This is a genomic window from Ruegeria sp. BF12 (assembly GCF_056538705.1).
Genome location: NZ_JBQFTP010000003.1, coordinates 346,681 through 370,158, shown reverse-complemented (window position 1 = coordinate 370,158; position 23,478 = coordinate 346,681). Strand labels below are relative to the sequence as shown.

25 protein-coding genes and 3 tRNA genes are annotated in these 23,478 nt (G+C 57.5%); 16 read left to right on the top strand and 12 right to left on the bottom strand.

The features are described 5' to 3' along the window. Positions 1-151: 151 nt before the first annotated feature. The 4 genes from ACR0J0_RS07475 (at position 152) to ACR0J0_RS07460 (ending at position 7,152) form a co-directional block, all read left to right on the top strand. Positions 152-1,930 (top strand): sensor domain-containing diguanylate cyclase, encoded by a 1,779-nt coding sequence (locus tag ACR0J0_RS07475; protein ID WP_480662566.1) that lies wholly within the window; start codon positions 152-154, stop codon positions 1,928-1,930. A gap of 39 nt (positions 1,931-1,969) precedes the next feature. Beyond that, positions 1,970-3,124, top strand: a complete 1,155-nt coding sequence (locus ACR0J0_RS07470; RefSeq protein ID WP_480662564.1) for an alpha-hydroxy acid oxidase — start codon at positions 1,970-1,972, stop codon at positions 3,122-3,124. 127 nt (positions 3,125-3,251) lie between these two features. Beyond that, positions 3,252-6,689: a pyruvate carboxylase gene (locus ACR0J0_RS07465; RefSeq protein ID WP_480662562.1), complete on the top strand. Its 3,438-nt coding sequence runs from the start codon at positions 3,252-3,254 to the stop codon at positions 6,687-6,689. Between the two features lie 79 nt (positions 6,690-6,768). After that, complete coding sequence (locus ACR0J0_RS07460; RefSeq protein ID WP_480662560.1) at positions 6,769-7,152, top strand: MAPEG family protein; 384 nt, start codon at positions 6,769-6,771, stop codon at positions 7,150-7,152. Positions 7,153-7,167: 15 nt separating this feature from the next. Here the strand turns inward: ACR0J0_RS07460 and ACR0J0_RS07455 are convergent, their stop codons facing one another. Beyond that, positions 7,168-7,320: a hypothetical protein gene (locus ACR0J0_RS07455; RefSeq protein WP_480662558.1), complete on the bottom strand. Its 153-nt coding sequence runs from the start codon at positions 7,318-7,320 to the stop codon at positions 7,168-7,170. Positions 7,321-7,468: 148 nt separating this feature from the next. On the opposite strand from ACR0J0_RS07455, the gene ACR0J0_RS07450 reads away from it, so the two are divergent. From ACR0J0_RS07450 to ACR0J0_RS07435, 4 genes are all read left to right on the top strand, one after another. Further along, positions 7,469-7,543: transfer RNA gene (locus ACR0J0_RS07450), tRNA-Gly, on the top strand. A 36-nt stretch (positions 7,544-7,579) separates the two neighbouring features. Further along, positions 7,580-7,654 (top strand) — tRNA-Gly (locus tag ACR0J0_RS07445). A gap of 84 nt (positions 7,655-7,738) precedes the next feature. Then, positions 7,739-8,605, top strand: a complete 867-nt coding sequence (locus ACR0J0_RS07440; protein WP_480662556.1) for a GNAT family N-acetyltransferase — start codon at positions 7,739-7,741, stop codon at positions 8,603-8,605. 83 nt (positions 8,606-8,688) lie between these two features. Next, complete coding sequence (locus ACR0J0_RS07435) at positions 8,689-9,255, top strand: hypothetical protein (RefSeq protein ID WP_480662555.1); 567 nt, start codon at positions 8,689-8,691, stop codon at positions 9,253-9,255. A gap of 1 nt (position 9,256) precedes the next feature. Here ACR0J0_RS07435 and ACR0J0_RS07430 read toward each other — a convergent pair whose 3' ends face one another. Continuing rightward, a complete protein-coding gene (locus ACR0J0_RS07430) occupies positions 9,257-9,496 on the bottom strand; it encodes an Lrp/AsnC family transcriptional regulator (protein WP_155147317.1) in 240 nt (79 codons plus the stop codon). A gap of 153 nt (positions 9,497-9,649) precedes the next feature. On the opposite strand from ACR0J0_RS07430, the gene hisB reads away from it, so the two are divergent. Beyond that, entirely contained in the window at positions 9,650-10,237 is a 588-nt protein-coding gene (gene hisB, locus ACR0J0_RS07425; RefSeq protein WP_480662554.1) for an imidazoleglycerol-phosphate dehydratase HisB, read from the top strand. Then, positions 10,238-10,876 (top strand): imidazole glycerol phosphate synthase subunit HisH, encoded by a 639-nt coding sequence (gene hisH / locus ACR0J0_RS07420; RefSeq protein WP_480662553.1) that lies wholly within the window; start codon positions 10,238-10,240, stop codon positions 10,874-10,876. 4 nt (positions 10,877-10,880) lie between these two features. On the opposite strand, the gene ACR0J0_RS07415 is transcribed toward hisH, so the two are convergent. Next, positions 10,881-11,282, bottom strand: a complete 402-nt coding sequence (locus tag ACR0J0_RS07415; protein ID WP_480662551.1) for a DUF2147 domain-containing protein — start codon at positions 11,280-11,282, stop codon at positions 10,881-10,883. A 134-nt stretch (positions 11,283-11,416) separates the two neighbouring features. On the opposite strand from ACR0J0_RS07415, the gene hisA reads away from it, so the two are divergent. Next, entirely contained in the window at positions 11,417-12,139 is a 723-nt protein-coding gene (gene hisA, locus ACR0J0_RS07410) for a 1-(5-phosphoribosyl)-5-[(5-phosphoribosylamino)methylideneamino]imidazole-4-carboxamide isomerase (protein ID WP_480662549.1), read from the top strand. Between the two features lie 42 nt (positions 12,140-12,181). Here the strand turns inward: hisA and ACR0J0_RS07405 are convergent, their stop codons facing one another. Further along, entirely contained in the window at positions 12,182-12,628 is a 447-nt protein-coding gene (locus ACR0J0_RS07405; RefSeq protein WP_480662547.1) for a DUF302 domain-containing protein, read from the bottom strand. A 418-nt stretch (positions 12,629-13,046) separates the two neighbouring features. Here ACR0J0_RS07405 and ACR0J0_RS07400 point away from each other — a divergent pair, with 418 nt between their 5' ends. The 4 genes from ACR0J0_RS07400 (at position 13,047) to ACR0J0_RS07385 (ending at position 16,979) form a co-directional block, all read left to right on the top strand. Then, positions 13,047-15,104: a fused MFS/spermidine synthase gene (locus ACR0J0_RS07400; protein WP_480662545.1), complete on the top strand. Its 2,058-nt coding sequence runs from the start codon at positions 13,047-13,049 to the stop codon at positions 15,102-15,104. A gap of 149 nt (positions 15,105-15,253) precedes the next feature. Beyond that, positions 15,254-16,015, top strand: a complete 762-nt coding sequence (hisF, locus tag ACR0J0_RS07395; RefSeq protein WP_480662544.1) for an imidazole glycerol phosphate synthase subunit HisF — start codon at positions 15,254-15,256, stop codon at positions 16,013-16,015. Then, entirely contained in the window at positions 16,012-16,329 is a 318-nt protein-coding gene (locus ACR0J0_RS07390) for a phosphoribosyl-ATP diphosphatase (RefSeq protein WP_480662542.1), read from the top strand. Before hisF ends, ACR0J0_RS07390 begins: the two co-directional genes overlap by 4 nt. 74 nt (positions 16,330-16,403) lie before the next feature. After that, positions 16,404-16,979: a hypothetical protein gene (locus tag ACR0J0_RS07385; RefSeq protein ID WP_480662540.1), complete on the top strand. Its 576-nt coding sequence runs from the start codon at positions 16,404-16,406 to the stop codon at positions 16,977-16,979. A gap of 4 nt (positions 16,980-16,983) precedes the next feature. Here ACR0J0_RS07385 and ACR0J0_RS07380 read toward each other — a convergent pair whose 3' ends face one another. The 4 genes from ACR0J0_RS07380 to rlmB form a co-directional block, all read right to left on the bottom strand. Then, on the bottom strand, positions 16,984-17,454 hold the full coding sequence (locus tag ACR0J0_RS07380) for a CoA-binding protein (protein ID WP_480662538.1): 471 nt from the start codon (positions 17,452-17,454) through the stop codon (positions 16,984-16,986). Between the two features lie 198 nt (positions 17,455-17,652). Further along, positions 17,653-18,105, bottom strand: coding sequence for a YHS domain-containing (seleno)protein (locus ACR0J0_RS07375; RefSeq protein WP_480662536.1), 453 nt, complete (start codon positions 18,103-18,105; stop codon positions 17,653-17,655). Positions 18,106-18,210: 105 nt separating this feature from the next. Continuing rightward, positions 18,211-18,516, bottom strand: a complete 306-nt coding sequence (locus tag ACR0J0_RS07370) for a hypothetical protein (RefSeq protein WP_480662534.1) — start codon at positions 18,514-18,516, stop codon at positions 18,211-18,213. Beyond that, a complete protein-coding gene (gene rlmB, locus ACR0J0_RS07365) occupies positions 18,497-19,270 on the bottom strand; it encodes a 23S rRNA (guanosine(2251)-2'-O)-methyltransferase RlmB (protein WP_480662532.1) in 774 nt (257 codons plus the stop codon). The genes ACR0J0_RS07370 and rlmB overlap by 20 nt, the downstream gene beginning before the upstream one ends. A 116-nt stretch (positions 19,271-19,386) precedes the next feature. Here rlmB and ACR0J0_RS07360 point away from each other — a divergent pair. After that, positions 19,387-19,470 (top strand) — tRNA-Tyr (locus tag ACR0J0_RS07360). 296 nt (positions 19,471-19,766) lie between these two features. On the opposite strand, the gene ACR0J0_RS07355 is transcribed toward ACR0J0_RS07360, so the two are convergent. The 4 genes from ACR0J0_RS07355 to ACR0J0_RS07340 all read right to left on the bottom strand — a co-directional run bounded on the left by ACR0J0_RS07355 (position 19,767) and on the right by ACR0J0_RS07340 (position 23,478). Next, positions 19,767-20,888 carry an alanine racemase gene (locus ACR0J0_RS07355; protein WP_480662530.1) on the bottom strand — a complete coding sequence of 374 codons (1,122 nt, stop codon included), beginning with the start codon at positions 20,886-20,888 and terminating at the stop codon, positions 19,767-19,769. Further along, positions 20,885-22,132, bottom strand: a complete 1,248-nt coding sequence (locus ACR0J0_RS07350; RefSeq protein WP_480662528.1) for a D-arabinono-1,4-lactone oxidase — start codon at positions 22,130-22,132, stop codon at positions 20,885-20,887. Before ACR0J0_RS07350 ends, ACR0J0_RS07355 begins: the two co-directional genes overlap by 4 nt. 86 nt (positions 22,133-22,218) lie before the next feature. Next, the gene (locus ACR0J0_RS07345; RefSeq protein WP_480662526.1) at positions 22,219-22,740 is read right to left on the bottom strand and encodes a DUF2478 domain-containing protein; all 522 of its coding nucleotides are present in this window, start codon (positions 22,738-22,740) and stop codon (positions 22,219-22,221) included. A gap of 72 nt (positions 22,741-22,812) precedes the next feature. After that, positions 22,813-23,478, bottom strand: coding sequence for an NnrU family protein (locus tag ACR0J0_RS07340; RefSeq protein WP_480662524.1), 666 nt, complete (start codon positions 23,476-23,478; stop codon positions 22,813-22,815).

The window sequence follows — 23,478 nt, the reverse complement described above, 5'->3', positions numbered from 1 at the left end:
GGAAAGAGTTTGTTCACGCCTTGTTCACATAGATTTACATGAGTGATTGCAGCCAATTCTAATTATTGCGCCCCGCGTTGACGCAACCACATTAACCAGCTGTAAAACTCTGACGTCAATGATCGCTTCACTGCTGTGGGAGCGTGAAGATATGAAGAAAGCAAGGCCGGGGGCCGTACATCATCGGCTGAAATGGATCGGAATCAGCATGTTGCTGATTACTCTGGCTATCGGATGCGGCTGGGGGATATACAAATTGCCTGCGCCGCTGGTCGACAGAATGTTAAAGATCGACATTCTGAAACAGGCCGAGTTGTGGAAGCGAAGGGTCGTTTTGCATCTGGATGACCCCGCACACGCACTGGAAACCGGTTTGATCGACGCACATGATGCTGAGTTTCTGAACTCGATGCCCGAAGCATCGGACGTCTATCGCTTTAAACTGTTCGACACCAATGGACGTGTCACCTGGTCGACTCGCCCGGAAGAAATCGGCAGCGTCGAATCCCGTGACTTCTTTCGCAGCGACGTCGCCAGAGGAATGGTCCACTACATTCAGGAAGTTGTTCCCCTGTCAGAGATCGATGGCCTGGATCTGCATACCGGCAACATACAGAATGCGATGCAGCATCACGTGGCCGAGATTTTCATGCCGGTCACCAAGAACGGGCGTTTTATAGGTGCCATCGAATTCTTCACGGATTTCTCCGACCTGCGCACCACGTTTGTTTCGCGGCTTAGAATTTCACTGGCAATTCTGAGCGGCATCGCCCTGCTCGCACTGGGCGCTGTATCGTTTGCGGCATACCGGACCAACCGCTTTCAGGTGCGTGCGTTGCACAAGCAGTCCGCGAAAGAGCGCGAGTTGATGGATGAACAGCTGCGTCTGGCTCGTGAAGTGCGACTGCTCGGTGAGTTGAACGAATGGCTGCAGTCCAGCCGCTCATTGGATGAGCTGTTCGACATGGTCTCGCGCTTTATGACGCATATCCTGCCCGAAGCTGAGGGCAGCGTATATGTATACTCGAACTCGCGCGATGTGCTGGATGGGTGTGCCAGTTGGAACGGCGGGTCCCACAAGGCACACATCCACCCCGAGGGGTGCTGGGGCCTGCGGCGCGGTCGGACCTATGAATTCGGCGCATCCGAGATCGACTTTGTCTGTGAACACGCAGAGCCGCATGACGGTCGGCCTTATTTCTGCTTTCCCATTCTCGCGCATGGCGAAACGGTTGGCCTGCTGCATTTGCGGGCGATTGAAGGGACAGACGAAGCGTTTCACGCAAGCAAAAAACTGGCCCAACTCTGCGCCGAACAGATCAGCATGGCGATTGCAAATGTGCGGATGCGCGATCAATTGCACGACCAATCCGTCCGAGATCCCCTGACCGGGCTGTTCAATCGCCGCCATATGATAGAAACGCTGCGGAAATCCATCGGCCGCAGCCAGCAGACCGGTGCGCCACTGAGCCTGATTGCCGTAGACGTGGATCATTTCAAAAAGTTCAATGACACGCACGGTCATGACGCCGGCGACATGGTGCTGCGCGCAGTCGGCGCCGCTCTGGAACAGGGCTGCGACCGGGACGAGGTTGCCTGCCGCATCGGCGGCGAAGAATTCATGCTGATCCTGCCGGACAACACCTCGGAGGACGCAATTACCCGGGCTGAAAGCCTGCGGCAGGCGGTTGAGGCCGTGTCGGTTCGCTATGGCGAAAAATCCCTTCCCCGCATCACGATCTCGGTGGGAGTATCCCACTACCCGGCGCATGGAACCATGCCGCAAGACCTGATGCGCGCGGCGGATGATGCGCTGTACGCAGCCAAGGACAAAGGGCGCAACCAAGTTCGGGTTGCTGGCAGCGACACGGCTCCGGTGACTGAGCTGAAACTGCCGGTCAAATCGGTCGGTGGGCCGTCAACGACTTAAAATCCTTGCCGAATCGCGCTTCAGGTCTGATCAATCCTTATGGATCTTCACAGCCGCTATCCCGGCATTGCCGACCTGAAACGCCGCGCCAAGCGCCGGATACCCCATTTTGTCTGGGAATACCTGGACAGCGGAACCGGGGTTGAGGCAACGCTGCATCGTAATCGCAAAGGTTTGGATCGCGTCGGCTTCATGCCCTCGATCCTGCACGGACCGATGGAGTTTAACACCTCAACCGAGTTTCTGGGCCAGACTTACCCGCTGCCTTTCGGTATTGCTCCGATCGGCATGGCTGGCTTGATCTGGCCCGACGCAGAAGGGCATCTGGCCCGCGCGGCGGCCAAAGCCGGGTTGCCCTTTGCGCTGTCAAACGTCGCCAGCCAAAGCCCCGAGGACGTTGCGCCTCATCTTGGCGAAAACGCCTGGTTTCAGCTGTATCCCCCCAAAGACCCGGACATTCGCAAAGACCTTTTGAATCGGGTCCGGGACGCAGGTTTTACGACACTTGTCATGACAGCGGACGTCCCGGTTGCGTCTCGGCGCGAACGCCAAACGCGCTCGGGCCTGACCAATCCGCCGAAACTGACCCCGCGGCTGTTGGCTCAGATCGCGCGACGGCCTGCGTGGGCGATAGGAATGGCACGCAGCGGCCCGCCGCGGATGAGGACGCTGGACAAGTATACGGACAACTCCAGCAATTTGCCCCCGACAGCGCATGTCGGTTACCTGCTGCGTACATCGCCTGACATGGACTATGTGCACTGGTTGCGCGACGCATGGGACGGCCCGCTGGTGGTCAAAGGCGTATTGTGCCCCGAAGATGCCACGCCACTGCAAAAAGCCGGGGTCGATGCCATCTGGGTTTCGAATCACGGCGGGCGTCAGTTCGACGGCGCTCCTGCCAGCATCGAAGCCCTGCCGGCCATTCGCGCGGCCACCGACCTGCCTCTGATTTTCGATAGCGGGATCGAGGGAGGCCTGGATATCCTGCGCGCCAGGGCTCTTGGGGCCGATTTTGTGATGCTGGGGCGGGGTTTTATGTACGGATTGGGCGCACTGGGCCCTCAGGGTCCTGCCCATGTGATCGATATTTTGCAGCAGGATTTGCTGGCGAATATGGGCCAATTGGGGGCTGAGACGTTGAATCACTTGCCCCCCATCACACCGCTTGTTGATGCCGCAGTGCAGCGTTAAAAGACAAATAGCGTTACCAGAAGGCGTTTGCGAGCGTTAACATGCCGGTTCTACCCAGAACGACTGATATACGTGCGCGTATTGTCCGCCTATCAACACGGCCAAACAAGTAGGACCGGGACCCAACATGACCGACTTCAAAAAGATCCTGATAGCCAATCGCGGCGAGATCGCCATTCGCGTGATGCGCGCGGCCAACGAGATGGGCAAACACACAGTTGCCGTCTTTGCCGAGGAAGACAAACTCGGTCTGCACCGGTTCAAGGCGGATGAAGCCTATCGCATTGGCGAGGGGATGGGGCCGGTTGCGGCGTATCTGTCGATTGACGAGATCATTCGCGTTGCCAAGGAATGTGGCGCGGATGCCATCCACCCTGGATATGGCCTGCTGTCGGAAAATCCGGACTTTGTGGACGCCTGCGTTCAGAACGGCATCACCTTCATTGGCCCCAAGGCTGAAACCATGCGCGCACTTGGCGATAAGGCCAGCGCGCGGCGCGTGGCCATCGCGGCCGGAGTGCCGGTGATCCCCGCAACCGAGGTGCTGGGCGACGACATGGACGCGATCCGGGCTGAGGCCAAAGAGATCGGCTATCCTCTGATGCTCAAGGCCTCATGGGGCGGCGGCGGACGCGGTATGCGCCCGATCCACTCGGAAGACGAGTTGGAAGAAAAAGTTCTGGAAGGCCGCCGCGAGGCTGAAGCCGCTTTCGGCAACGGCGAGGGCTATCTGGAAAAGATGATCATCCGTGCTCGCCACGTTGAGGTTCAAATCCTCGGCGACAAGCACGGTGAGATTTATCACCTCTACGAACGCGACTGCTCGGTCCAGCGCCGGAACCAGAAGGTCGTGGAACGCGCCCCTGCCCCGTATCTGTCCGAAGAACAGCGTGCCGAGATTTGTGAGCTGGGCCGCAAGATTTGCGCCCATGTGAACTATGAATGTGCAGGCACCGTCGAATTTCTGATGGATATGGAGACGGGCAAGTTCTACTTCATCGAAGTGAACCCGCGCGTGCAGGTGGAACACACTGTCACCGAAGAAGTCACCGGCATCGACATCGTTCAGGCGCAAATTCTGATTGCCGAGGGCAAGACCCTTGCCGAAGCCACCGGTGCCGCCAGCCAAGCGGATGTGCATCTGACCGGCCACGCGTTGCAGACCCGGATCACCACCGAGGACCCGCAGAACAACTTTATCCCTGACTACGGCCGTATCACCGCCTATCGTTCGGCCACCGGAATGGGCATTCGTCTGGACGGCGGCACAGCCTATGCGGGCGGGGTGATCACGCGTTATTATGACTCGCTGCTGACCAAGGTGACCGCCAAGGCTCCGACTCCTCAGGCCGCCATCGCGCGGATGGACCGCGCCCTGCGCGAGTTCCGCATTCGCGGCGTCAGCACCAATATCGACTTTGTTATCAACCTGCTGAAGCACCCGACCTTCCTATCGAACGAATACACAACCAAATTCATCGACACGACGCCGGACCTGTTCGCCTTCAAACGCCGCCGCGACCGGGGCACCAAGGTCCTGACCTATATCGCCGACATCACGGTGAACGGGCACCCCGAGACCAAGGACCGTCCGGAACCGCGCGCCGATCTGAAAGAGGCCAAGGCACCCACACCAAAGGCCGAGCCGCGGATGGGTACCCGCAACCTGCTGGAGCAAAAAGGCCCGCAAGCCGTCGCCGACTGGATGAAGGCGCAGCGTCAGTTGCTGATCACCGACACCACCATGCGGGATGGCCACCAGTCGCTGCTGGCGACCCGGATGCGGTCTATCGACATGATCAAGGTGGCGCCGACCTATGCGGCCAACCTGCCGCAGTTGTTCTCGGTCGAATGCTGGGGTGGCGCGACCTTCGACGTGGCTTACCGCTTTTTGCAGGAATGCCCGTGGCAGCGTCTGCGCGACCTGCGCGAAGCGATGCCGAACCTGATGACCCAGATGCTGCTGCGCGGTGCAAACGGGGTTGGCTATACCAACTATCCCGACAACGTGGTGCAAGAGTTTGTTCGTCAGGCGTCGAAAAACATCGACGTATTCCGCGTATTCGACTCGCTGAACTGGGTCGAGAACATGCGCGTGGCGATGGATGCGGTCGTCGAGAATGGCAAAATCTGTGAGGGCACCGTCTGTTATACCGGTGACATTCTGGACCCGGATCGCGCCAAGTACGACCTGAAATACTATGTCGGCATGGCCAAGGAACTGCGTGATGCAGGTGCGCATGTTCTGGGCCTGAAGGATATGGCAGGCCTGCTGAAACCGGCATCGGCCAAGATTCTGATCCGCGCGCTGAAAGAAGAGGTCGGCCTGCCGATCCACTTCCACACCCACGACACAGCCGGTATCGCCAGCGCCACCATTCTGGCCGCGTCCGAGGCGGGCGTGGACGCGGTGGATTGCGCGATGGACAGCTTCTCGGGCAACACCTCACAAGCAACGCTGGGCACTGTGGTCGAAGCGCTGCGCCATACCGAACGTGACACCGGTCTGGACATCAAGGCGATCCGCGAGATCAGCGATTACTTCGAGGCGGTGCGCGGCCAGTACGCGGCCTTCGAATCCAGCCTTCAGGCCCCGGCGTCCGAGGTCTATCTGCACGAGATGCCCGGCGGTCAGTTCACCAACCTCAAGGCGCAGGCACGCTCGCTGGGGCTGGAAGAACGCTGGCACGAAGTGGCGCAGATGTATGCCGACGTGAACCAGATGTTCGGTGACATCGTGAAGGTGACACCGTCGTCCAAGGTTGTCGGTGACATGGCGCTGATGATGGTCAGCCAGAACATGACCCGCGAGCAGGTCGAAGATCCGACTACGGATGTGGCCTTCCCCGACTCGGTCGTGGATATGATGCGCGGTAATCTGGGTCAGCCTCCGGGCGGGTTCCCCGACACGATCATCAAAAAGGTGCTGAAGGACGAGACCCCCAACACCGATCGTCCGGGCAAGGACGTGCCACCGGTTGATCTTGAAGCAACGCGTGCCGACCTGTCCAAACAGCTTGAAGGCAAAGAGATCGATGATGAGGATCTGAACGGCTACCTCATGTATCCGAAGGTTTTCCTGGATTACATGGGCCGTCACCGGACTTATGGCCCGGTGCGCACCCTGCCCACGCGGACTTTCTTCTATGGCATGGAACCCGGCGAAGAGATCACCGCCGAGATCGATCCGGGCAAGACGCTGGAAATCCGCTGTCAGGCCATCGGTGAGACCGACGAGAACGGCGAAGTTCGCGTGTTCTTCGAACTCAACGGCCAGCCCCGCGTCATCCGCGTTCCGAACCGTCTGGTGACCTCGACCACACAGGCCCGCCCAAAGGCCGAGGCAGGCAACGCCAACCACATCGGCGCACCCATGCCGGGTGTAGTGGCCACGGTTGCGGTGTCGGCCGGACAGGAGGTCAAGGAAGGTGATCTGCTGCTGACCATCGAAGCGATGAAGATGGAAACCGGCATCCACGCCGAGCGTGACGCGACGGTCAAAGCCATCCACGTCCAGCCCGGCGGCCAGATTGACGCAAAGGACCTACTGGTCGAACTGGAATAAACGACCTAACCTTCTAGGGTTACAAGGGCCGCTCGGGCAACCGGGCGGCCTGTTTTTTTGAACCTGAGAGGAGCAGACCATGCTGTCCATCACCCCAGTCTATGCCGCATTGCTGGCACTTCTATACGTCGCGCTGAGTGTGCGGGTCATCATGCAGCGCCGCAGCGACAAGATTTCTTACGGCGATGGCGGCAATACCGACATGCTCAAGGTGATGCGGACGCATTCCAACTTTGCCGAATACGCGCCGTTCGCACTGTTACTGATCGCGATGGTCGAACTTCAGGGCGCGGCGGCCTGGCTGGTCAATCTGCTGGGGCTGGGTATTCTGGCCGGGCGCGTGCTGCACGCCTACGGATTTGGCCGCAAACCGCAGATCGTCATCCTACGCCAGATCGGCATGTCCCTGACTTTTGCCGTCCTCATCGTTGCCGCGATCGCAAGCCTTTTGCTGGCGCTGTGAACCGGTTGGCGGGGCTCAACCCACCAGAACCCGCGTTTCGATTCGGGGGGCATCCGTGAAAAACGATTCAGCCTCCCCCACCCTGTCTTTGTCTTTTCCGGGTAACGCGGTTGCCAGCAAAATCATCACGGCCAGTGCCACCAGCTTCAAGTCCGTAAAACATGTCATTTATTCACCTCCACCGTTCTTATTCTTGGTTGCTCTGGTTCCTGAACGGTTAAGGGGCACGTTTCCGTCGCAAATAATTTTCCTCTTTTTTGTTTTTTCCGCTTGCAGCCCTGCGTGGGAATTTATACATCCCTCCTCACTCAACGGCGCGGGCGTAGCTCAGGGGTAGAGCATAACCTTGCCAAGGTTAGGGTCGGGCGTTCGAATCGCCTCGCCCGCTCCATTGAGAGGTCGCAAGACCGAAACATATGTATCTGATGCGGGCGTAGCTCAGGGGTAGAGCATAACCTTGCCAAGGTTAGGGTCGGGCGTTCGAATCGCCTCGCCCGCTCCAGATACCAAACTCTCCAAACCTACTGGTTCTTTCGGTGTTGTTGCGGCATCCTCGGGTTGCACGCAATCACTAGGAGACGCGCCCATGCCGGAATACGTAATTCGCTCTTTAACAGCGGATGAGGTCCAGACGGCCGTCGACTGGGCAGGTCAGGAAGGCTGGAACCCCGGCCTGCATGACGCTGTTTGTTTCCGCAGTTCTGACCCCGAGGGCTTTAAGGGCGGGTTTCTGGATGGCCGGATGATCGCATCGGCCTCGGCCGTGAATTACGACGATAACTATGCGTTCTTAGGCTTTTATATCGTGCATCCCGACTACCGCGGATCGGGCTACGGGCTTCAGGTGGCCGAGGCGGTCAAGGCGCATTGCGAAGACCGAAACATGGGCATGGACGGCGTTGTCGAGCAGCAGGACAACTATCGCAAGTTCGGATTCGAACTTGCTTATGACAACTACCGTTTCTCAGGCACGGTCGGCGGGATCCTGGACCAGTTGGGCCGGTCGCCACACAGCCAGATCACGCCCCTCGGCGCCCTGACGGATGAGCTGAGAGCTTATGACCGTGGTCTGTTCCCTGCCCCCCGCGATACGTTCCTGCATGCCTGGCTGGACGCGCCCAATCACCACTCTCGGATTTTCAAACAAGATGAGCAAATCAAAGGCTATGCAACGCTGCGTCGGTGTTTGGCCGGGTACAAGGTCGGACCATTGTTCGCGGACACGCCCGAGATCGCGGAGGCCCTTTTGGTGTCGCTGTTGACGACCCTTCCCGACGACCAGATGGATGCAGAGGTCTTCATCGACATGCCCAACCCCAACACGCAAGCTATAGCAATGGCGCAACAGTTGGGATTGACCAAAGTATTCGAAACCGGGCGTATGTATTCCAGCCACGCGCCGGACATCGACTTGGATCGCATCTATGGCATTACGACATTTGAGTTGGGATGACTTTCTATCCCTTGGACTGATTTCTAATGATCAGAGACTTTTGAGACATGGCGGGAGCCAACCAAAAACGAATTCTGCTTGAGATGTTTGAGAATCTCCCCGGCCTGACCTTCATGATTCTTCTTCGCACGACCGCTGACTTGCGGCTGGCAGGATGGGTTGGAACGGTCCTGGCCGCGATGGTCTGCGTCGCCTATGCACGAAAGTATCTGCGACCTCAGCCAATCCTGCTTGGCATCAACATCTTCATGGTCGTGGTCACGCCTCTGATTGAATGTCTGGTTTACGCAGGCCACGGCAGTGTCGCGTCAGTACTGATCGGGAACATTCCCACGCTTGTCTTAATAAGTGTGTTCACAACGGGCCTAGTTTTGACCGTGTTCACAAAGAATGGATTTTTGAACTATCCGACCGACAGCCAAAGGGCAAAATGCAAGCATTCTGCTGTTTTGCTGGGCATTTGCGTCCTCGGTGCGGTTTGGTCGCAATTGGCCGGAGACAACTACCTTGTCTCACTTGGCGCACCCTTGATGGTACTATTCGGAGTGCACCAGTTGCTCCGGGCCGGAGCAACTGATCAACAAACGCGCAACGGCGCGATTCTGGCGTGCGCTTCGCCGCAAAGCTCCGCGCCTGATGCCTCTGTCTAACTCAGAACGCTTTGAAGGTCATGGTGGTCAAGGACCGCTCAATATTCGGAATCACCAGCAGATTTTCGTTGATGAAATGGCCGACATCGTCGGTCTCGGGGATGTAGAGCTTGAGCAGCAGGTCATATTCGCCGCTTGTCGAGTAAAGTTCCGAGTGGATCTCGCGTAGCGCGATATCTTCGGCAACCTTGTAGGTGGTACCGGGTTTGCAGCGGATCTGAATGAAGACGCAGGTGGACATGGTTTAGACCTGTTGATTGAGTTTCTGGCAGGCTGGCATGGCAGGGCACTGGGCGCAATCCCCTGCAACAGATTGCAGCTATTGCGACGGTTGGTCTGGATAAGCCGGTCAATCCCCGTCTATAAGCGCGCCTGTAGCAAAAGGAATTCGCCCATGCGCAGCGCAAAGATCAGCCGTCAGACCGCCGAGACCGAGATCTCGGTCGAGGTCAATCTGGACGGCTCTGGCCAGTATGACAATCAGACCGGCGTTGGTTTCTTTGACCACATGCTGGATCAGCTTGCGCGCCATTCGCTGATCGACATGACGATCCGCGCCAAGGGCGATTACCACATCGACGACCACCACACGGTCGAGGACACCGGCATCGCGCTGGGTCAGGCATTGACGCAGGCCCTGGGCGACAAAAAGGGCATCCGTCGCTATGGCGAGTGCCACCTGCCCATGGATGACGCTCAGGTGCGTTGCGCGCTGGACTTGTCGGGCCGTCCGTTCCTGATCTGGAACGTTGACCTGCCGACCCCCAAGATCGGCACCTTCGACACAGAACTGGTGCGCGAGTTCTTTCAGGCGCTCAGCACTCATGGGGGCATCACGCTGCACATCGACCAATTGCACGGGTTCAACAGCCACCACATTGCCGAGGCCGCTTTCAAGGCGGTCGCCCGCGCTTTGCGTCTGGCGATCGAAACCGACCCGCGCAAGGCCGATGCGATCCCGTCCACGAAGGGCGCACTATAAATGCTGACGGCTATTATCGACTACGAAAGCGGCAACCTGCACTCGGCCGAAAAGGCGTTTCAACGCATGGCGCGTGAGGTGAATGCGGGTAAGGTTGTTGTAACCTCGGACGCGGACGTCGTTGCGCGTGCGGATCGGCTGGTGCTGCCCGGTGACGGCGCTTTTCCCGCCTGTGCGGCCGAGTTGCGTGGTCACAAAGGCATTTACGACGCGATGGTCGAAGCAGTCGAGCAAAAGGGCCGCCCCTTTCTGGGCATCTGCGTGGGCATGCAGCTGATGGCCACGAAGGGTCATGAGTACACCGAGACCGATGGTCTGGGCTGGGTTGCAGGCGATGTGGTGCGGATCGAACCATTAGACAACGCGCTGAAAGTGCCCCATATGGGCTGGAACGATCTGGTTCTGGAAAGCGACCACCCGGTCTTTACCGGCGTGCAATCAGGCGACCACGCCTATTTCGTGCACTCATACCATTTCCGGGTCAGCGACCCGTCGCAACGGCTGGCTTATGTGGATTATGGACAGGAGGTCACGGCCGTGATTGGCCGCGACACGATGGTTGGAATGCAGTTTCACCCTGAAAAGAGTCAGGATGTGGGGCTGCGCATGATCGGAAATTTCCTGACCTGGACCCCGTGACGGTTTACTGAACGCGAGTCCAGGTCTGCCCGCGGCAAATAATCCCACCAGCGACACAGCCTTTGACGGTCAGTGTGTTCTGATTGTCCAGAGACATTTTCGAGCTGTAGGTCTTGTCGCGGTCCGGTGCCCAGATCTTGCCGTCATCGTAGCTGCCGCCGCCATCCGGAACCATGTCCCAGATAATCTGTTTGCCAAGATTCTCGTAATTCAGCTGCTGATTGCCTTGCCCATCAAAGGCCGAGTCGATCGTGCCGCAAATGGCGCTGCCGCAGGGCGCTATCGAGACGTGCAGATAGCCGCCGGTGTCGCCCGGCTCTGTCTTCCACAGGCCATCAACCGGGTCGGCAACCGCTGCGCTGGCTGCCATGGCTGCAAACGCCGTTGCAAGTGTGAGTTTCTTCATGATCTCCTCCCTGTTTTGCCCTCACTCTGGCCCGGTGGTCGGCCTCGGGCAAGATTGACTTTGCGTCGCGTTGCATCCCCTGCCTTGCTTGTGCGATATCCCGCGCGAACAGTTTTGATATAGGGCCGCCTGACATGATCCTCTACCCCGCCATCGACCTCAAAGACGGCCAGGCCGTGCGCCTGCTGCGCGGTGAAATGGACAAGGCCACCGTTTTCAACGAGGACCCGGCCGCGCAGGCGCGGGCCTTTGTCGAGGCAGGGTGCGAGTGGCTGCACTTGGTTGACCTGAACGGCGCGTTCGCGGGCGAGCCGGTCAACGCAGCTCCGGTCGAGGCCATCCTGAAGGAGTGCAATGTGCCCGCACAGCTCGGCGGCGGCATTCGTGACATGGCCACGATAGAAACATGGATCACCAAAGGCCTTGCGCGTGTGATCTTGGGCACCGTAGCAGTCGAGAATCCTGATCTTGTGCGTGAAGCGGCCAAGGCGTTTCCGGGCAAGGTGGCCGTCGGCATCGACGCGCGTAATGGCATGGTTGCTACAAAAGGCTGGGCTGAAGAAACGGACGTTCAGGTCACGGACCTGGCCCGCAGCTTTGAAGACGCGGGTGTTGCGGCCATCATCTACACTGATATCAACCGCGACGGGGCGATGCAGGGTCCGAATATCGAAGCCACTGCAGCTTTGGCGCGTGCGGTTTCAATTCCTGTCGTTGCGTCGGGCGGTGTCAGCTCATTGGACGACTTGATCGCACTGCGTGATTGCGGCGTCGAACTGAACGGTGCGATTTCAGGACGCGCACTGTATGATGGCGCGCTTGATCTGGCAGAAGCTCTGAAAGCTCTGAACAAGTAAGGCTGTGCGCCTGCGGCGTTCCCGCAGGCGCAAGCATTTGGATTATTGCGCTGCGACCGAGGTCAGTTTAGCCAACGCGCCACGCATCTTTTCGATGACAGGCGATTTCTCGACCTCGTCTAGCTCGTCCATCGTTTCCTTGGGGTCTTCATAGGCCAACCAGACCTGCCCGATTTCATCTTCGTATGCCTGTACCTTTAGCGGCAGGAACAGCCCCGCACGCGGATCGATCTGCATTGCGGGCGTTCCCAGCGCGGGGTTGCCAAAGATCAGAACCTGGTTAGCAGGAATGGTCAGCCCGACTTTTTCCGCACCCGCTGCGTGATCAACCCGAGCGAAGACTGTCGCGCCCGCATTGCCAACGGCAGCTTCCAAAGCGTCCATCGCCTCTTGCACTGATTTATCCGTGTTTACCTTAATGATGTCGTCGGCCATGGCAGACAGCGCCCCTCCGAAAGTCAGAATTGTTGCCAGTATCAGTTTTCGCATATCGGATTTCCTTCTGTAATTTTCACCCTCATTTTCACAGCTTTGCACGATCCTACAATCACATCTCCGGCATCGGCGGGGCTTTGCCACCGGCCAGGCATCACCTAAAGGCATCACTCAGCGAACCGTTTTGCAATTGGGAACAATACTCGGCCCTGACAGGTATTTTGCGCACATTGGCCCTAACTTGGTCTCATTTCTTGGTTAGCTGTCGTACCAACGAGAGCGAGCAGGGATTTCAGACATGAGTATTTCAAGCACAGAATTGTCGAACAGTTCTTGGTTCAGAATTGGCGTAGTGTTCAGTTTCTGCACGACTATTTTCGTCAGTGCCTGCCTCTTGTTTTTCGTGCAACCGCTATTTGCCAAGCTCGTTCTGCCACAAATAGGCGGTGCACCAGCGGTTTGGACAACTGCAATGTTGTTTTTCCAAGTGGTTCTGATCGTGGGCTACATTTACGCCCATTTTCTGACAAAATGGCTGCCGTTGCGCTGGCAACTCGTTACACATTTGGCATTTTGGTTGGTCGCTCTGACGTTCCTGCCGCTTTCGATCAGCGAAAGCTGGAGTTATGACGCGTCCAGCTCAACCGCACTGCAAACCCTTGAATTGTTTGCCTTGGGTGTCGGCTTGCCGTTTGCAGTTCTGTCTGCCAACGCGCCTTTGTTACAAGCATGGTATGCGCGTTCGGGAGGCCCTTCTGCAGACGACCCTTACTTTCTCTATAGCGCCAGCAATGTGGGGTCATTGCTGGCTCTGCTGGCTTTCCCGCTGTTGGCCGATCCCTTTTGGGGCGCCCGAGAAACCAGCAATCTGTGGTTCCTTGGGTTCGTAGTTTTTGGCGGACTGCTTTTGATAAGCGGCCTTGTGGCCATCCGCGGATCAGGCGGATCACTTGGTCCAGTCGCCGCAAATATCTCATACAGCAGTCCAAAATTGAGGCAGATTGCAACCTGGGTTGCTATCGCCTTCGTCCCGTCATCTTTGATGCTCTCCTTTACGACGAAGGTCAGCACAGATTTGGGATCGATTCCGCTAATCTGGGTTGTACCTCTGGCGACTTACATTCTGTCGTTTGTTTTTGCTTTTGCCAAATGGAAGAAGTTGAGCGCAGAAAGCTTGCGTATCCCAATGATCCTGGCGTTGGCCGTGGGTGTTGTACTGTTGTCCAACCTGATCAAGCAGCACTCTGCGCCCGTTATCATCCTAATCTACGTTCCCGTGCTATTCGTAATCGCCCTTTATGCGCACAGGTTGCTGTACGAAATGCGACCACCGGCAGAGCAATTGACCGTGTTCTACATTGCCCTTTCAGTAGGAGGAGCAATTGGTGGGCTGTTCAACTCCATCGTGGCACCCTTTGCATTCGTTCACGAAATCGAAGCGCAGCTGACGCTTATATTTGCGGGTGGATTACTGTTGCTGACAAAGGCCTCATTTACGCCGCGAAATCTGGCAATAGGCCTGTTGGGGAGTTACCCACTGCTCGTCATTTTTGGTGTGTTCGGCGATATCAAACCACTTGGAGAAGGGGTCTTGCGCTTGGTCGTCGCAACCGCAGTTTTGGTCACCATACTGATCCTGTTTCGAAACAGTCCGACACGTATTGCCGTACTTGTTATGGTTCTCATGCTGCCAGCCATCGCGCCCAAGGATAACGCTATTTTTCAAGACCGAAGCTTCTTTGGCACTCACACAGTTTATTCCTCCACAGGATACCGGATTTACCAGAATGGAACGACGTTGCATGGCTGGCAGCGAGTAGAGGACTTCGGCAAGCGACCAACCCCTTTGTCCTATTACCACCCAGAAGGTCCAATGGCTCAGGTAATCACGTCAGAATTCGGACGTCAGTCCGATAGCATTGGCATCGTCGGTCTGGGTACCGGAGCTCTGGCCTGCTACAAGCTGCCGTCTCAGCAGTGGGTCTTCTTCGAAATCGACGCCATGGTCGACAGTGTAGCGCGAGATCCGTCGATGTTCACCTACATCTCGGAATGTGCACCAACATCCGAAACTTACCTTGGTGATGCGCGGATCGTATTGGCACAAAATCCCTTCGCGTTCGATATTCTGGTACTGGACGCATACAGTTCAGATGCAATTCCGCTGCATCTCATCACAAAAGAAGCCGTCGAGATGTATGTAGAACGTCTGACTGATGACGGGGTTTTGGTGTTTCACGTCTCAAACCGATACTATGATCTGACGCCCCCCCTGGCACGCATTGCGGATACTCTTGGGCTATTTGCCGCCTATCAGTTTCAGGAAATCGAGAATGAGCAAAGCATTCGTACTGGCGCATCGTCATCCGATGTTGTCATTATCAGTCCGGACAAGTCCAGAATTGATAGTTTTGTCGAGAACGGACAGTGGCAATTGGTCGTTTCAGGCAACGCTGAGCCATGGACTGACGACAAAGCAAACCTTTTGTCTGCGCTCAAGCTGCTTAAAGACGAGGACACTTCGAACTAACGTTTTCTCGAGCCTCCCGCACACATTGGCGCCTCCATCTGGTTTGGGGGCGCACAGCCATTGGCCCAGCCGTTTCTTTCGACGTGCTTCATCGCTACTGGCATCGACGAGGGTTTGGCGTTAGAGGTGCGCCAGCAAAGGACGCCGACATGCTGAAAACCCGCATCATTCCCTGTCTGGATGTCGCCGATGGCCGCGTGGTCAAAGGTGTGAACTTCGTAGGCCTGCGCGATGCAGGTGACCCGGTAGAATCGGCCAAGGCCTATGATGCCGCAGGCGCTGATGAAATCTGTTTTCTGGACATCCATGCCACGCATGAAAATCGCGGCACCATGTTCGATGTGGTTCAGCGCACGGCTGAGCAGTGCTTTGTGCCGCTAACCGTCGGCGGAGGCGTTCGTACCAAAGATGATGTGCGTGCACTGCTATTGGCCGGCGCTGACAAGGTCAGTTTCAACTCGGCTGCCGTGGCCAATCCGGATGTCGTCGCCGAAGCAGCGGACCAGTTCGGCAGCCAGTGCATCGTCTGCGCCATCGACGCCAAGACCGTCAGCCCCGGCAAATGGGAAATCTTCACCCACGGTGGCCGCAAACCCACCGGAATCGACGCCGTCGAGTTTGCCAAAACGGTCGTCGGCAAGGGCGCCGGAGAGATTCTGCTGACATCAATGGACCGCGACGGCACCAAGGCCGGGTTCAACTTGCCGCTAACCCGTGCGATCTCGGATGCGGTGGACGTTCCTGTAATTGCTTCCGGCGGCGTCGGCAATCTGGACCATCTGGTCGAAGGCGTTACGGAAGGCGGTGCAAGCGCAGTTTTGGCCGCGTCAATTTTCCACTTCGGCGAGTACTCTATTCGCGAGGCCAAGGAACACATGGCCGCCGCAGGTATTCCGATGAGGCTGACATGAATATCCTGCACGATCTGGCCGCAACGATTGAAGCCCGCAAAGGAACCGACCCCGACTCCAGCTGGACTGCAAAACTTCTGGCGAAAGGTCCGGAAAAATGCGCCGAGAAATTCGGCGAGGAAGCAATCGAAGCGATCATCGAAGCCGTCAAAGGCGATCGGGAAAAACTGACGTCTGAGGCTGCTGATGTGCTCTATCACCTGCTGGTCATGCTTGCCGCGCGGGATGTGGCGCTGGACGATGTGCTTGCCGAACTGGCCCACCGCCAAGGGACCAGTGGAATCGCTGAAAAAGCGTCTCGCCCCAAGGGTTAAACGCGCGGGTTCCGTCCTGCCACCCTGCCCTGTATAGTCAGGGATCAGTGTGACACGGAGCGAGGGACGCGGGAATGACCAGGGCTTTGGCCTTCGTAATGGCTTTGCTTTCCATTTTGACGATTGCCGCCTGTTCTGCGCCACCGCGAGCCACCGGTGATGAGGTTCAAAGGCTGGCGACAGAAATCCGCAGCCTTGGTCCTGATATCGACCCGGAAGAGGCAGACCGTGCCGCGCGTATTGCTTATTCCTACACTGCGCAGCTGGTGCAGGAATATGAAATCACCGATCCGCCGTTGATCCACAATGCCAAGGTAAACAAGGGCCTGCGGCCGCGTGGATTGTGCTGGCATTGGGCCGAGGACATCGAGCGCCGACTGAAGCAGGAAGACTTCGAGACGTTGGAATTGCATCGGGCGATCGCCAACGCTGACAACCCGTTTCGAATCGACCACAGCACCGCCATTATCAGCCGCAAGGGCGAGACGATGTATGACGGCGTGGTTCTGGACCCATGGCGTTATGGCGGGGTTTTGTATTGGTCACCGCTTGTTGAAGACACCCGATACGAGTGGGTGCCGCGCGAAGTTGTTCTGGAAAAACGCCGCCTTGAACAGGTGGCTCGGCTGAAGCCTCTGCCCGGTTCGTAAGCGATCACAGCTTGGACGAAATCACACCCGTGGCGAACCCACCCATGCGAAGCTCACCGAACAGCCTCTGATATTCGATTTTGGGACACCGGTTCATTACCACGTCAACGCCGCGCGCCTGCGCTTTGGCCGCCGCCTCGGGGTGCTCAACGCCGATCTGCATCCAAATCGTTCGCAGGTTCGGAAATGTGGAAAGGGCTTCGTCGACAATTGGTGGGACAGCCTCAGATCGACGAAAAATATCCACCATATCAACAGGTTCAGAGATATCCCCTAGTGACGCGCGAACTGTTTGACCAAACAACTCGGCCCCGGCGTGTCCTGGGTTCACAGGAATGACCTTATACCCTTTCAGCGACAGATATCGCGCAACGTAGTAACTGGGCCGTACGGGATTCATCGAAACGCCAACCACGGCAATAACCTTGGTGCTGCGCAGGATGTCTTTCAGGATGCTGTCCGTGTAATCCGTCATGGGCACACCCTAGACGGGGCGCGGAAAAGAAAAAAGCGCTCAGGTCGAACCTGAGCGCCAGTTGTTGGAACGAGGGACAGTGAAATGACCCGCGGCAGTTCCGTTCCGCGGTCACTGTGACATTTAAGCATGGGATCTGAGAAAAAAAGAGGTGTTTCGCATTTTTGTGATGACAGGCCGAAAATAGCGGAAAGTCGCCTATTGATGATACAGCACAACCGGCCAGTGTTCCTCGGCCATTTGAATGTACTCAGCGCGGTCATCGTTCCACAACCGCTCGATCTCGGGCGAATGTGTCAGGTACAACCGACCGTCAACCACATCCCACAGCATCGGATCCGTGCTGATCAACTCACCTTGAGCCATTGCATAAGCGCAGTATCCGCCAAACTGAGGCGCATAGGCGCGCGGATTGCTTTCGAACAGATCACGGTTCTCGGCAGACGCAAAATGCCACTCGGCGCCTTTCCAAATGACGGAGTATTCCGGTAGCCCCCGGACCGGGGTTCCACCTCTGAAATACGAGACCGGGTCATAACCGGCCATGACCGCGCCATCCGTCTCAAAATAAACAGGCATGTCCTGCGCGTGAGCGGCAGGAAGAAACGCAGCGGCGGCTATTGCACCAATAATGATTCGTCTGGTTGGCATCGCGTGTTCACGGTTACAAAATCAGGGTATCAAGATGCAATCTTTTGTCGCACGGAACACCCCTATTAACGTGGTTGTGAACGCTTGTGTCGCACCAGCCCCCTGTCAATCGAAGATATCTTCAACAACATCCCAAGCTTCGTCGAAGACGCGCGCAAAAACGCCCTTTTTCTTCTTTTTCTTTTTCTGGGGCGTAGGCTTGTAGGTGTCGCGCTTCGCCTTGCCTTCGGTCAGCTTGTGCTTTGGGACCATTTTGAGGTCGTGCAAAGGCGCTCCGCAGCTGGAGCAACTGAGTTCATGACGTTGCTTCCCCTTCAGAACCAACGCTGCGCGCGTTCCGCAGTAACAGCAGGTAGCGATTTTGGACGGGCTGGAAATGGGACTCTCCTGTCTATCGATGCCTTGAAGCATATAAGGCAATTGCGGCAGCATTTGAGACGTTGAGCGAACCAAAACCTCCGGCTGCGTCGATTTTCACCAGTTGATCAACGGTTTCCTTGGTCTTTTGCCGCAACCCCGGCCCTTCGGCGCCCAGCACCAGCGCCACAGGTTGGTCCAGCTTGCCGCCCAACGCGGTTTCGATAGTTGCTTCTGCTTCCCCGTCCAGGCCCAAAACCAGAAAGCCCATATTCTGCAATTCGACGACCGCATCCGCCAGATTGCGCACACGTAAATAAGGCTGACGCTCCAACGCACCACTTGCCGTTTTTGCCAACGCGCCCGTTTCCGGTGCCGAATGATGGCGTGTTCCGATCACCGCGCTGGCCCCCAGCACTTCGGCCGAACGTAGAATCGCCCCAACGTTATGCGGGTCGGTAACACGGTCCAGCAGGATGACGCGCGGATGCGCGCGCCCGATGCAGTTCTCAGCCAACCCACCCCAATCCAACGGTTTGACCTCAAGCGCAGCACCTTGGTGAACCGAGCCCGGGTCAATCGGCGCGGTGAATTTGCGCGGGTCGACCATTTCAGTCTCAATCCCTGCAAATTCAATGGCTTCCGACAGCTTATCCCGCGCGTTACGCGTCACGATCAGATGGAGTTTTTGCCTTTTCGGGTTCATCAACGCGTCCCGAACGGCATGCAAACCGAACAGCCACACAGTTTCGGACGCGGCAGCTTTGCGCGCCTGTTCCTTTTCAACGACCCACTTAGGTTTCTTCATTTCTTGGGCCTCCGGGCCGGGATTTCGGTTTCCTGCGTCAAAGCGAAATTTTCCTGTTGACGCTCCTTCAAGGCGCTAGTAATCACGCCTCCACGTCAGGTGCAACGCCTGACAGTGGGCGACAGGCCGCAAGGTGTGGCAGGGGACTGTAACTCCCTCGCGGAGACGCACGCCTGGTTCGATTCCAGGGTCGCCCACCACTTCTTCAAGCAATTGAAAGACTTGGTGTGTTTTTCTTACGAGAAAAGCGCTCGCTGTCCAATCCACGGTTTGCACGGACCAATTTGCCAAAGCTCGTTGCAATCGTTCTCCATGAATTTCCCCCAAATTGAAGTCAAAAGCTGGATTTGCCGCAAGCGCGCGGACCGATGCTGAGCCGCGGACTAAACATCAGCTTGGAATCAAAAGCAGACAAGTTGCCGGGGATGAGGCCATCTGATCGGAGCGGTTGCAGCGTCACATGGACGCGCGCACCTAGTTCCGGGACCGCTTTCCACTAATTTGGCAGGCAATCCCATTCTTGTGCGACTTTCTCACCTCTGACGGCCAACAGCGTCCCGAACTGATTCATCACAGCCTCGCTTTGGGTCGGGCGCAGCAACGCGATATCGCCGGCGGCGACGGCGGCCATAACCGGTCCGGTCCAGACCTCTTGGTTGCTGGACCGGCCAAACACTCTGGAATAGCCGAAGTCATCGGGAAAGACTGGTTCAGCCAGAAAGTGTCCACCGAATACCGCAATATCCGTTTTGTTCCTTGGTAAAAAATCCAGGCCAGGCAGGGCGTTTGCGGGCATCGTTTTGAGGATTGGCGTGGCGATGAACGCCGCTGGCTGAAATGCTTGTGTTGAAGCGTGGTCGAAATCGCCGGGCTTGACCAGAACCGAACCGAAAGCGACCTCGTTTGCCGCGCCATTTGCGAGGTAGGATTGAAAGGTCAGGCTGCCGCCCGTGTTCAAGCACATGCCGGACCCGGCGTTTGGCAACGCGGACACAGCCGCGTTAAACGCGTCAGAGCTGGTCCTCGCCGCCCGCTTGCGCAGAATACCCGGTAGCCTGGCCAGATGCGCCTCGTACCCCATAACCCCGGCAAGCTGGCCGTTAGGATGTGCGGCGATACGTTGTGCGACCTCTGACACGCGCTCGGGCCGAATTCCACCACGGTGCAGGCCGATATCAAGTTCAAGCGAGAATCGCAGACACAGCTGCCGGTCTGAAGCCAGAGCCAGATACTCTCCAAGTCGCGCCGGAGTGTCGATCAACCATTGGACGCGCTTGGCGGCATCCGGATTCGACGACAGCAGGCTCGCGGCAGAGCTGACGGGCAATGGCTTACCGATCAGATGATCCGTCTCGGGCTCGGCCGTCAAAAGCGCCTGAAGCATCGGCTTGGAAAACGTCATCAGGCCAGAGGCTGGGATTTGCGCTCGGATGTGATCCAGCAATGGCAGGCAGGGCAACGACTTGGCGACCAGACGGCGCGCCAGCCCTGTGTCCGCGCTGCCCTGCGCCACGGCGCAATTGGCGTCCAGCAGGTCCAAATCCACAACGAATACGGGCTTGTCCACGCCATGTGACCGCAGAGTATCAGACAGGTTCTTCAGATAGGTCTCATTCATGGGCGAAACAGCCTGGCAAGCGCGGGGGTCAGGAACTTACCTGTCGGATCAAGCTGTTCTCGCAATTCACAAAACCGGTCAAAGTCCGGGTAGAGCGCGGACAGCTCTTTATGGGTCAAGTTGTGCAGTTTGCCCCAATGCGGTCGGCCCCCGGCTTCGACAAAAAGCGGTTCGAGTGCTTCGAAATATGCCTGGTGATCCTCAGCCGCGTCGGTGTGGACGGCAATGGATATGCGCGGCCCGCCCTGAAACGGCGACAAGCAGGCCGTGTCTCCTGCCGTCTGACGAACCTCAATCGGGAAATAGATGTCCTTGTGGTCTCGATGCAGGCGGCTCAGAACCTCTTGCAGCACGTCACCGGCTACGTCAGGCGGCAGATGATACTCCATTTCCTTGAACGGGATACGCCGATCGCTGCACAGGACACGCCAGCTTTCGCCGACATAGTCTTCGTCGGATTGAGCAAGTGTCAGCAGTTTCAGGATCGCTGCGCGCAAGCCTTCGTTGACCCGTCCCGCAGCGCGCGCCAGTTTCAGCACTTTCACGGCGATCATATCCAGATCAAGCGGCGCTTTGCCTTCAGGTGCCTCGGTCAAGGCGTGTCGCAGTTCCACAGTCTTTCCCGTAAACGGGATATAGAAAAACTCGAAATTCCGATTGTCCGCCCATTTCTGGTGCATCGTGGCCAAGCTTTCTTCGACCGATGCCAACTGTACCTGGCGACGCAAGTTGTATTTCGGTACGACCGAGATTTCCGCCTCGGTCAAAACCCCCAACATGCCCAGCGTGACCTGCGCCACCTCAAGCGGAATATCGTTGGTGGACAGGATATCCCCATCCGCACCGACCAACTTGGCTGCGGTGATTTCCGCCGCCAAGCACGGAAGCCCGCGACCGGTTCCATGGGTCGCGGTCGCAACTGCACCCGCCAAGGATTGTGCGTTGATATCCCCGAGGTTGCGGAAAGCCAGCCCCTGATCCGCCAGCGCCGGAGACAGATCACGCAACCGCGCATTGGCGTTGACCCAGATACGGTCCTCGGTCACTTCACCCAGCGTTGGCAGGTCGAGCCCCGAAAGGTCCAGTATCCGGTCTCCGCCGGCGACAATCGGTGTGAACGAATGACCGGCGCCCAAAACGCGCATGGATTGGGGCTGCGCAACCGCCTGCTGCAGTTCCGCAATTGTCGACGGCCGCGCGATTGGTGTGTCGGCGCGCTGGTTTCCGGCCCAGTTGGTCCACATGTGAGTTGTCCTCCGAGTGAGAGGATTGCAGCACATGTGACACGAAACAAGTCAGGAAAACAGAAGCTTACCCTACGGGAGCTTTGTCAGGCCGCAGCCACCCGTTGCGCTGTGACGCGGTCGAACCATGCGGTGATACTTACAAGATCTGACTCGATCTGTTCCGCGGCCCCGCCAGTGAATTCGTCGAATTTTTCTTTGTTCAGACCGTTCACACCAACCAACACAGGAATGTCCTGAGCCAATGCCTCGGCGATCACAGGTCGAAATCCGCGCCCGTCGGCCTCATGCTTGCCGAATTTGTTGATGATCAGCAGATGCGGGGCATCGGCCAAAGATGCGGTCACATATCCCACGGCTTGTTCCAGTGCGGCCGGGTCCAGACGACATCCGCGCGACTGTTCGCCCAGGGACTGTGAGATCCGAATGGTCTCTCCTTCCGGCAAGACCCGGACATCCATGTCGCATTTGCTGCTGTCGGCGCACTCAGTGTTGGTTTGCACCACGCCTGCCAGGCTCGCACCTTTTGACAGCAGGTGCTCGGCAACCGCGCTCAGCAGCCGGTCGGTTGCGCCGCGATCGGTGGTGGTGACATAGGCCAGATACATCGAAGGACCCCTTGGTACAAAATTGTGACATTCCAGATAGCACGCAAGTGCCTGCCCGACCACTCCCCTGCGTTAAGGCAACGGAGAAAGTCCGATTACAGATGCGTGCAGGTGAAGCAGAACCATAAAGATGGCGATGGAGGTCAGCCAGACCCAACGGCGCGGCCACGGGCGCGGCGCGCGCAGTGAAAACCTCGCCGTATTGCGGGACAGGCGCGTCCATTCCATGCCCATCTCACGCTCTTTTCTGCGGTCGATCAAAGCCATACCCAGTGCGGCAAAGCCCGCAAAAAGACCAAACAGGATAACGTGGGACAGGCTGCCATTGGCCAGCAAATGCGCACCGGCCCACAGCATCAACGCGGCAAGTATCGGATGGCGAGTGGTGCGAAGGAGGCCGGGGTTTTCCGGATCGAACGCGCGATGCCCCAGCCCACCAAAGGAAAACGGGTTCTGGATGGACAGGCCTGCGACAGCCAGCCAGCACACGACCGGCATCACCAACAGAGGTGCCCAGCGAAAGATACCGAATGGCGGGATGACCTCGACATAGGGCGCTTGTGCCGCTGCCACGATCAACCAGGCAAGTACCAGCAGCGACAATGCGGAATACGCCGCAAAGTAACCTCTGCGCCCCAAGGATTCGATCAGCCGCCCACGCACTCCGGGACGCACGGGTATGGCGTGACTGAGAAGAAATGTGATCAGTGCTGCGAGGAAAAAAGCCCAACCGGTCAT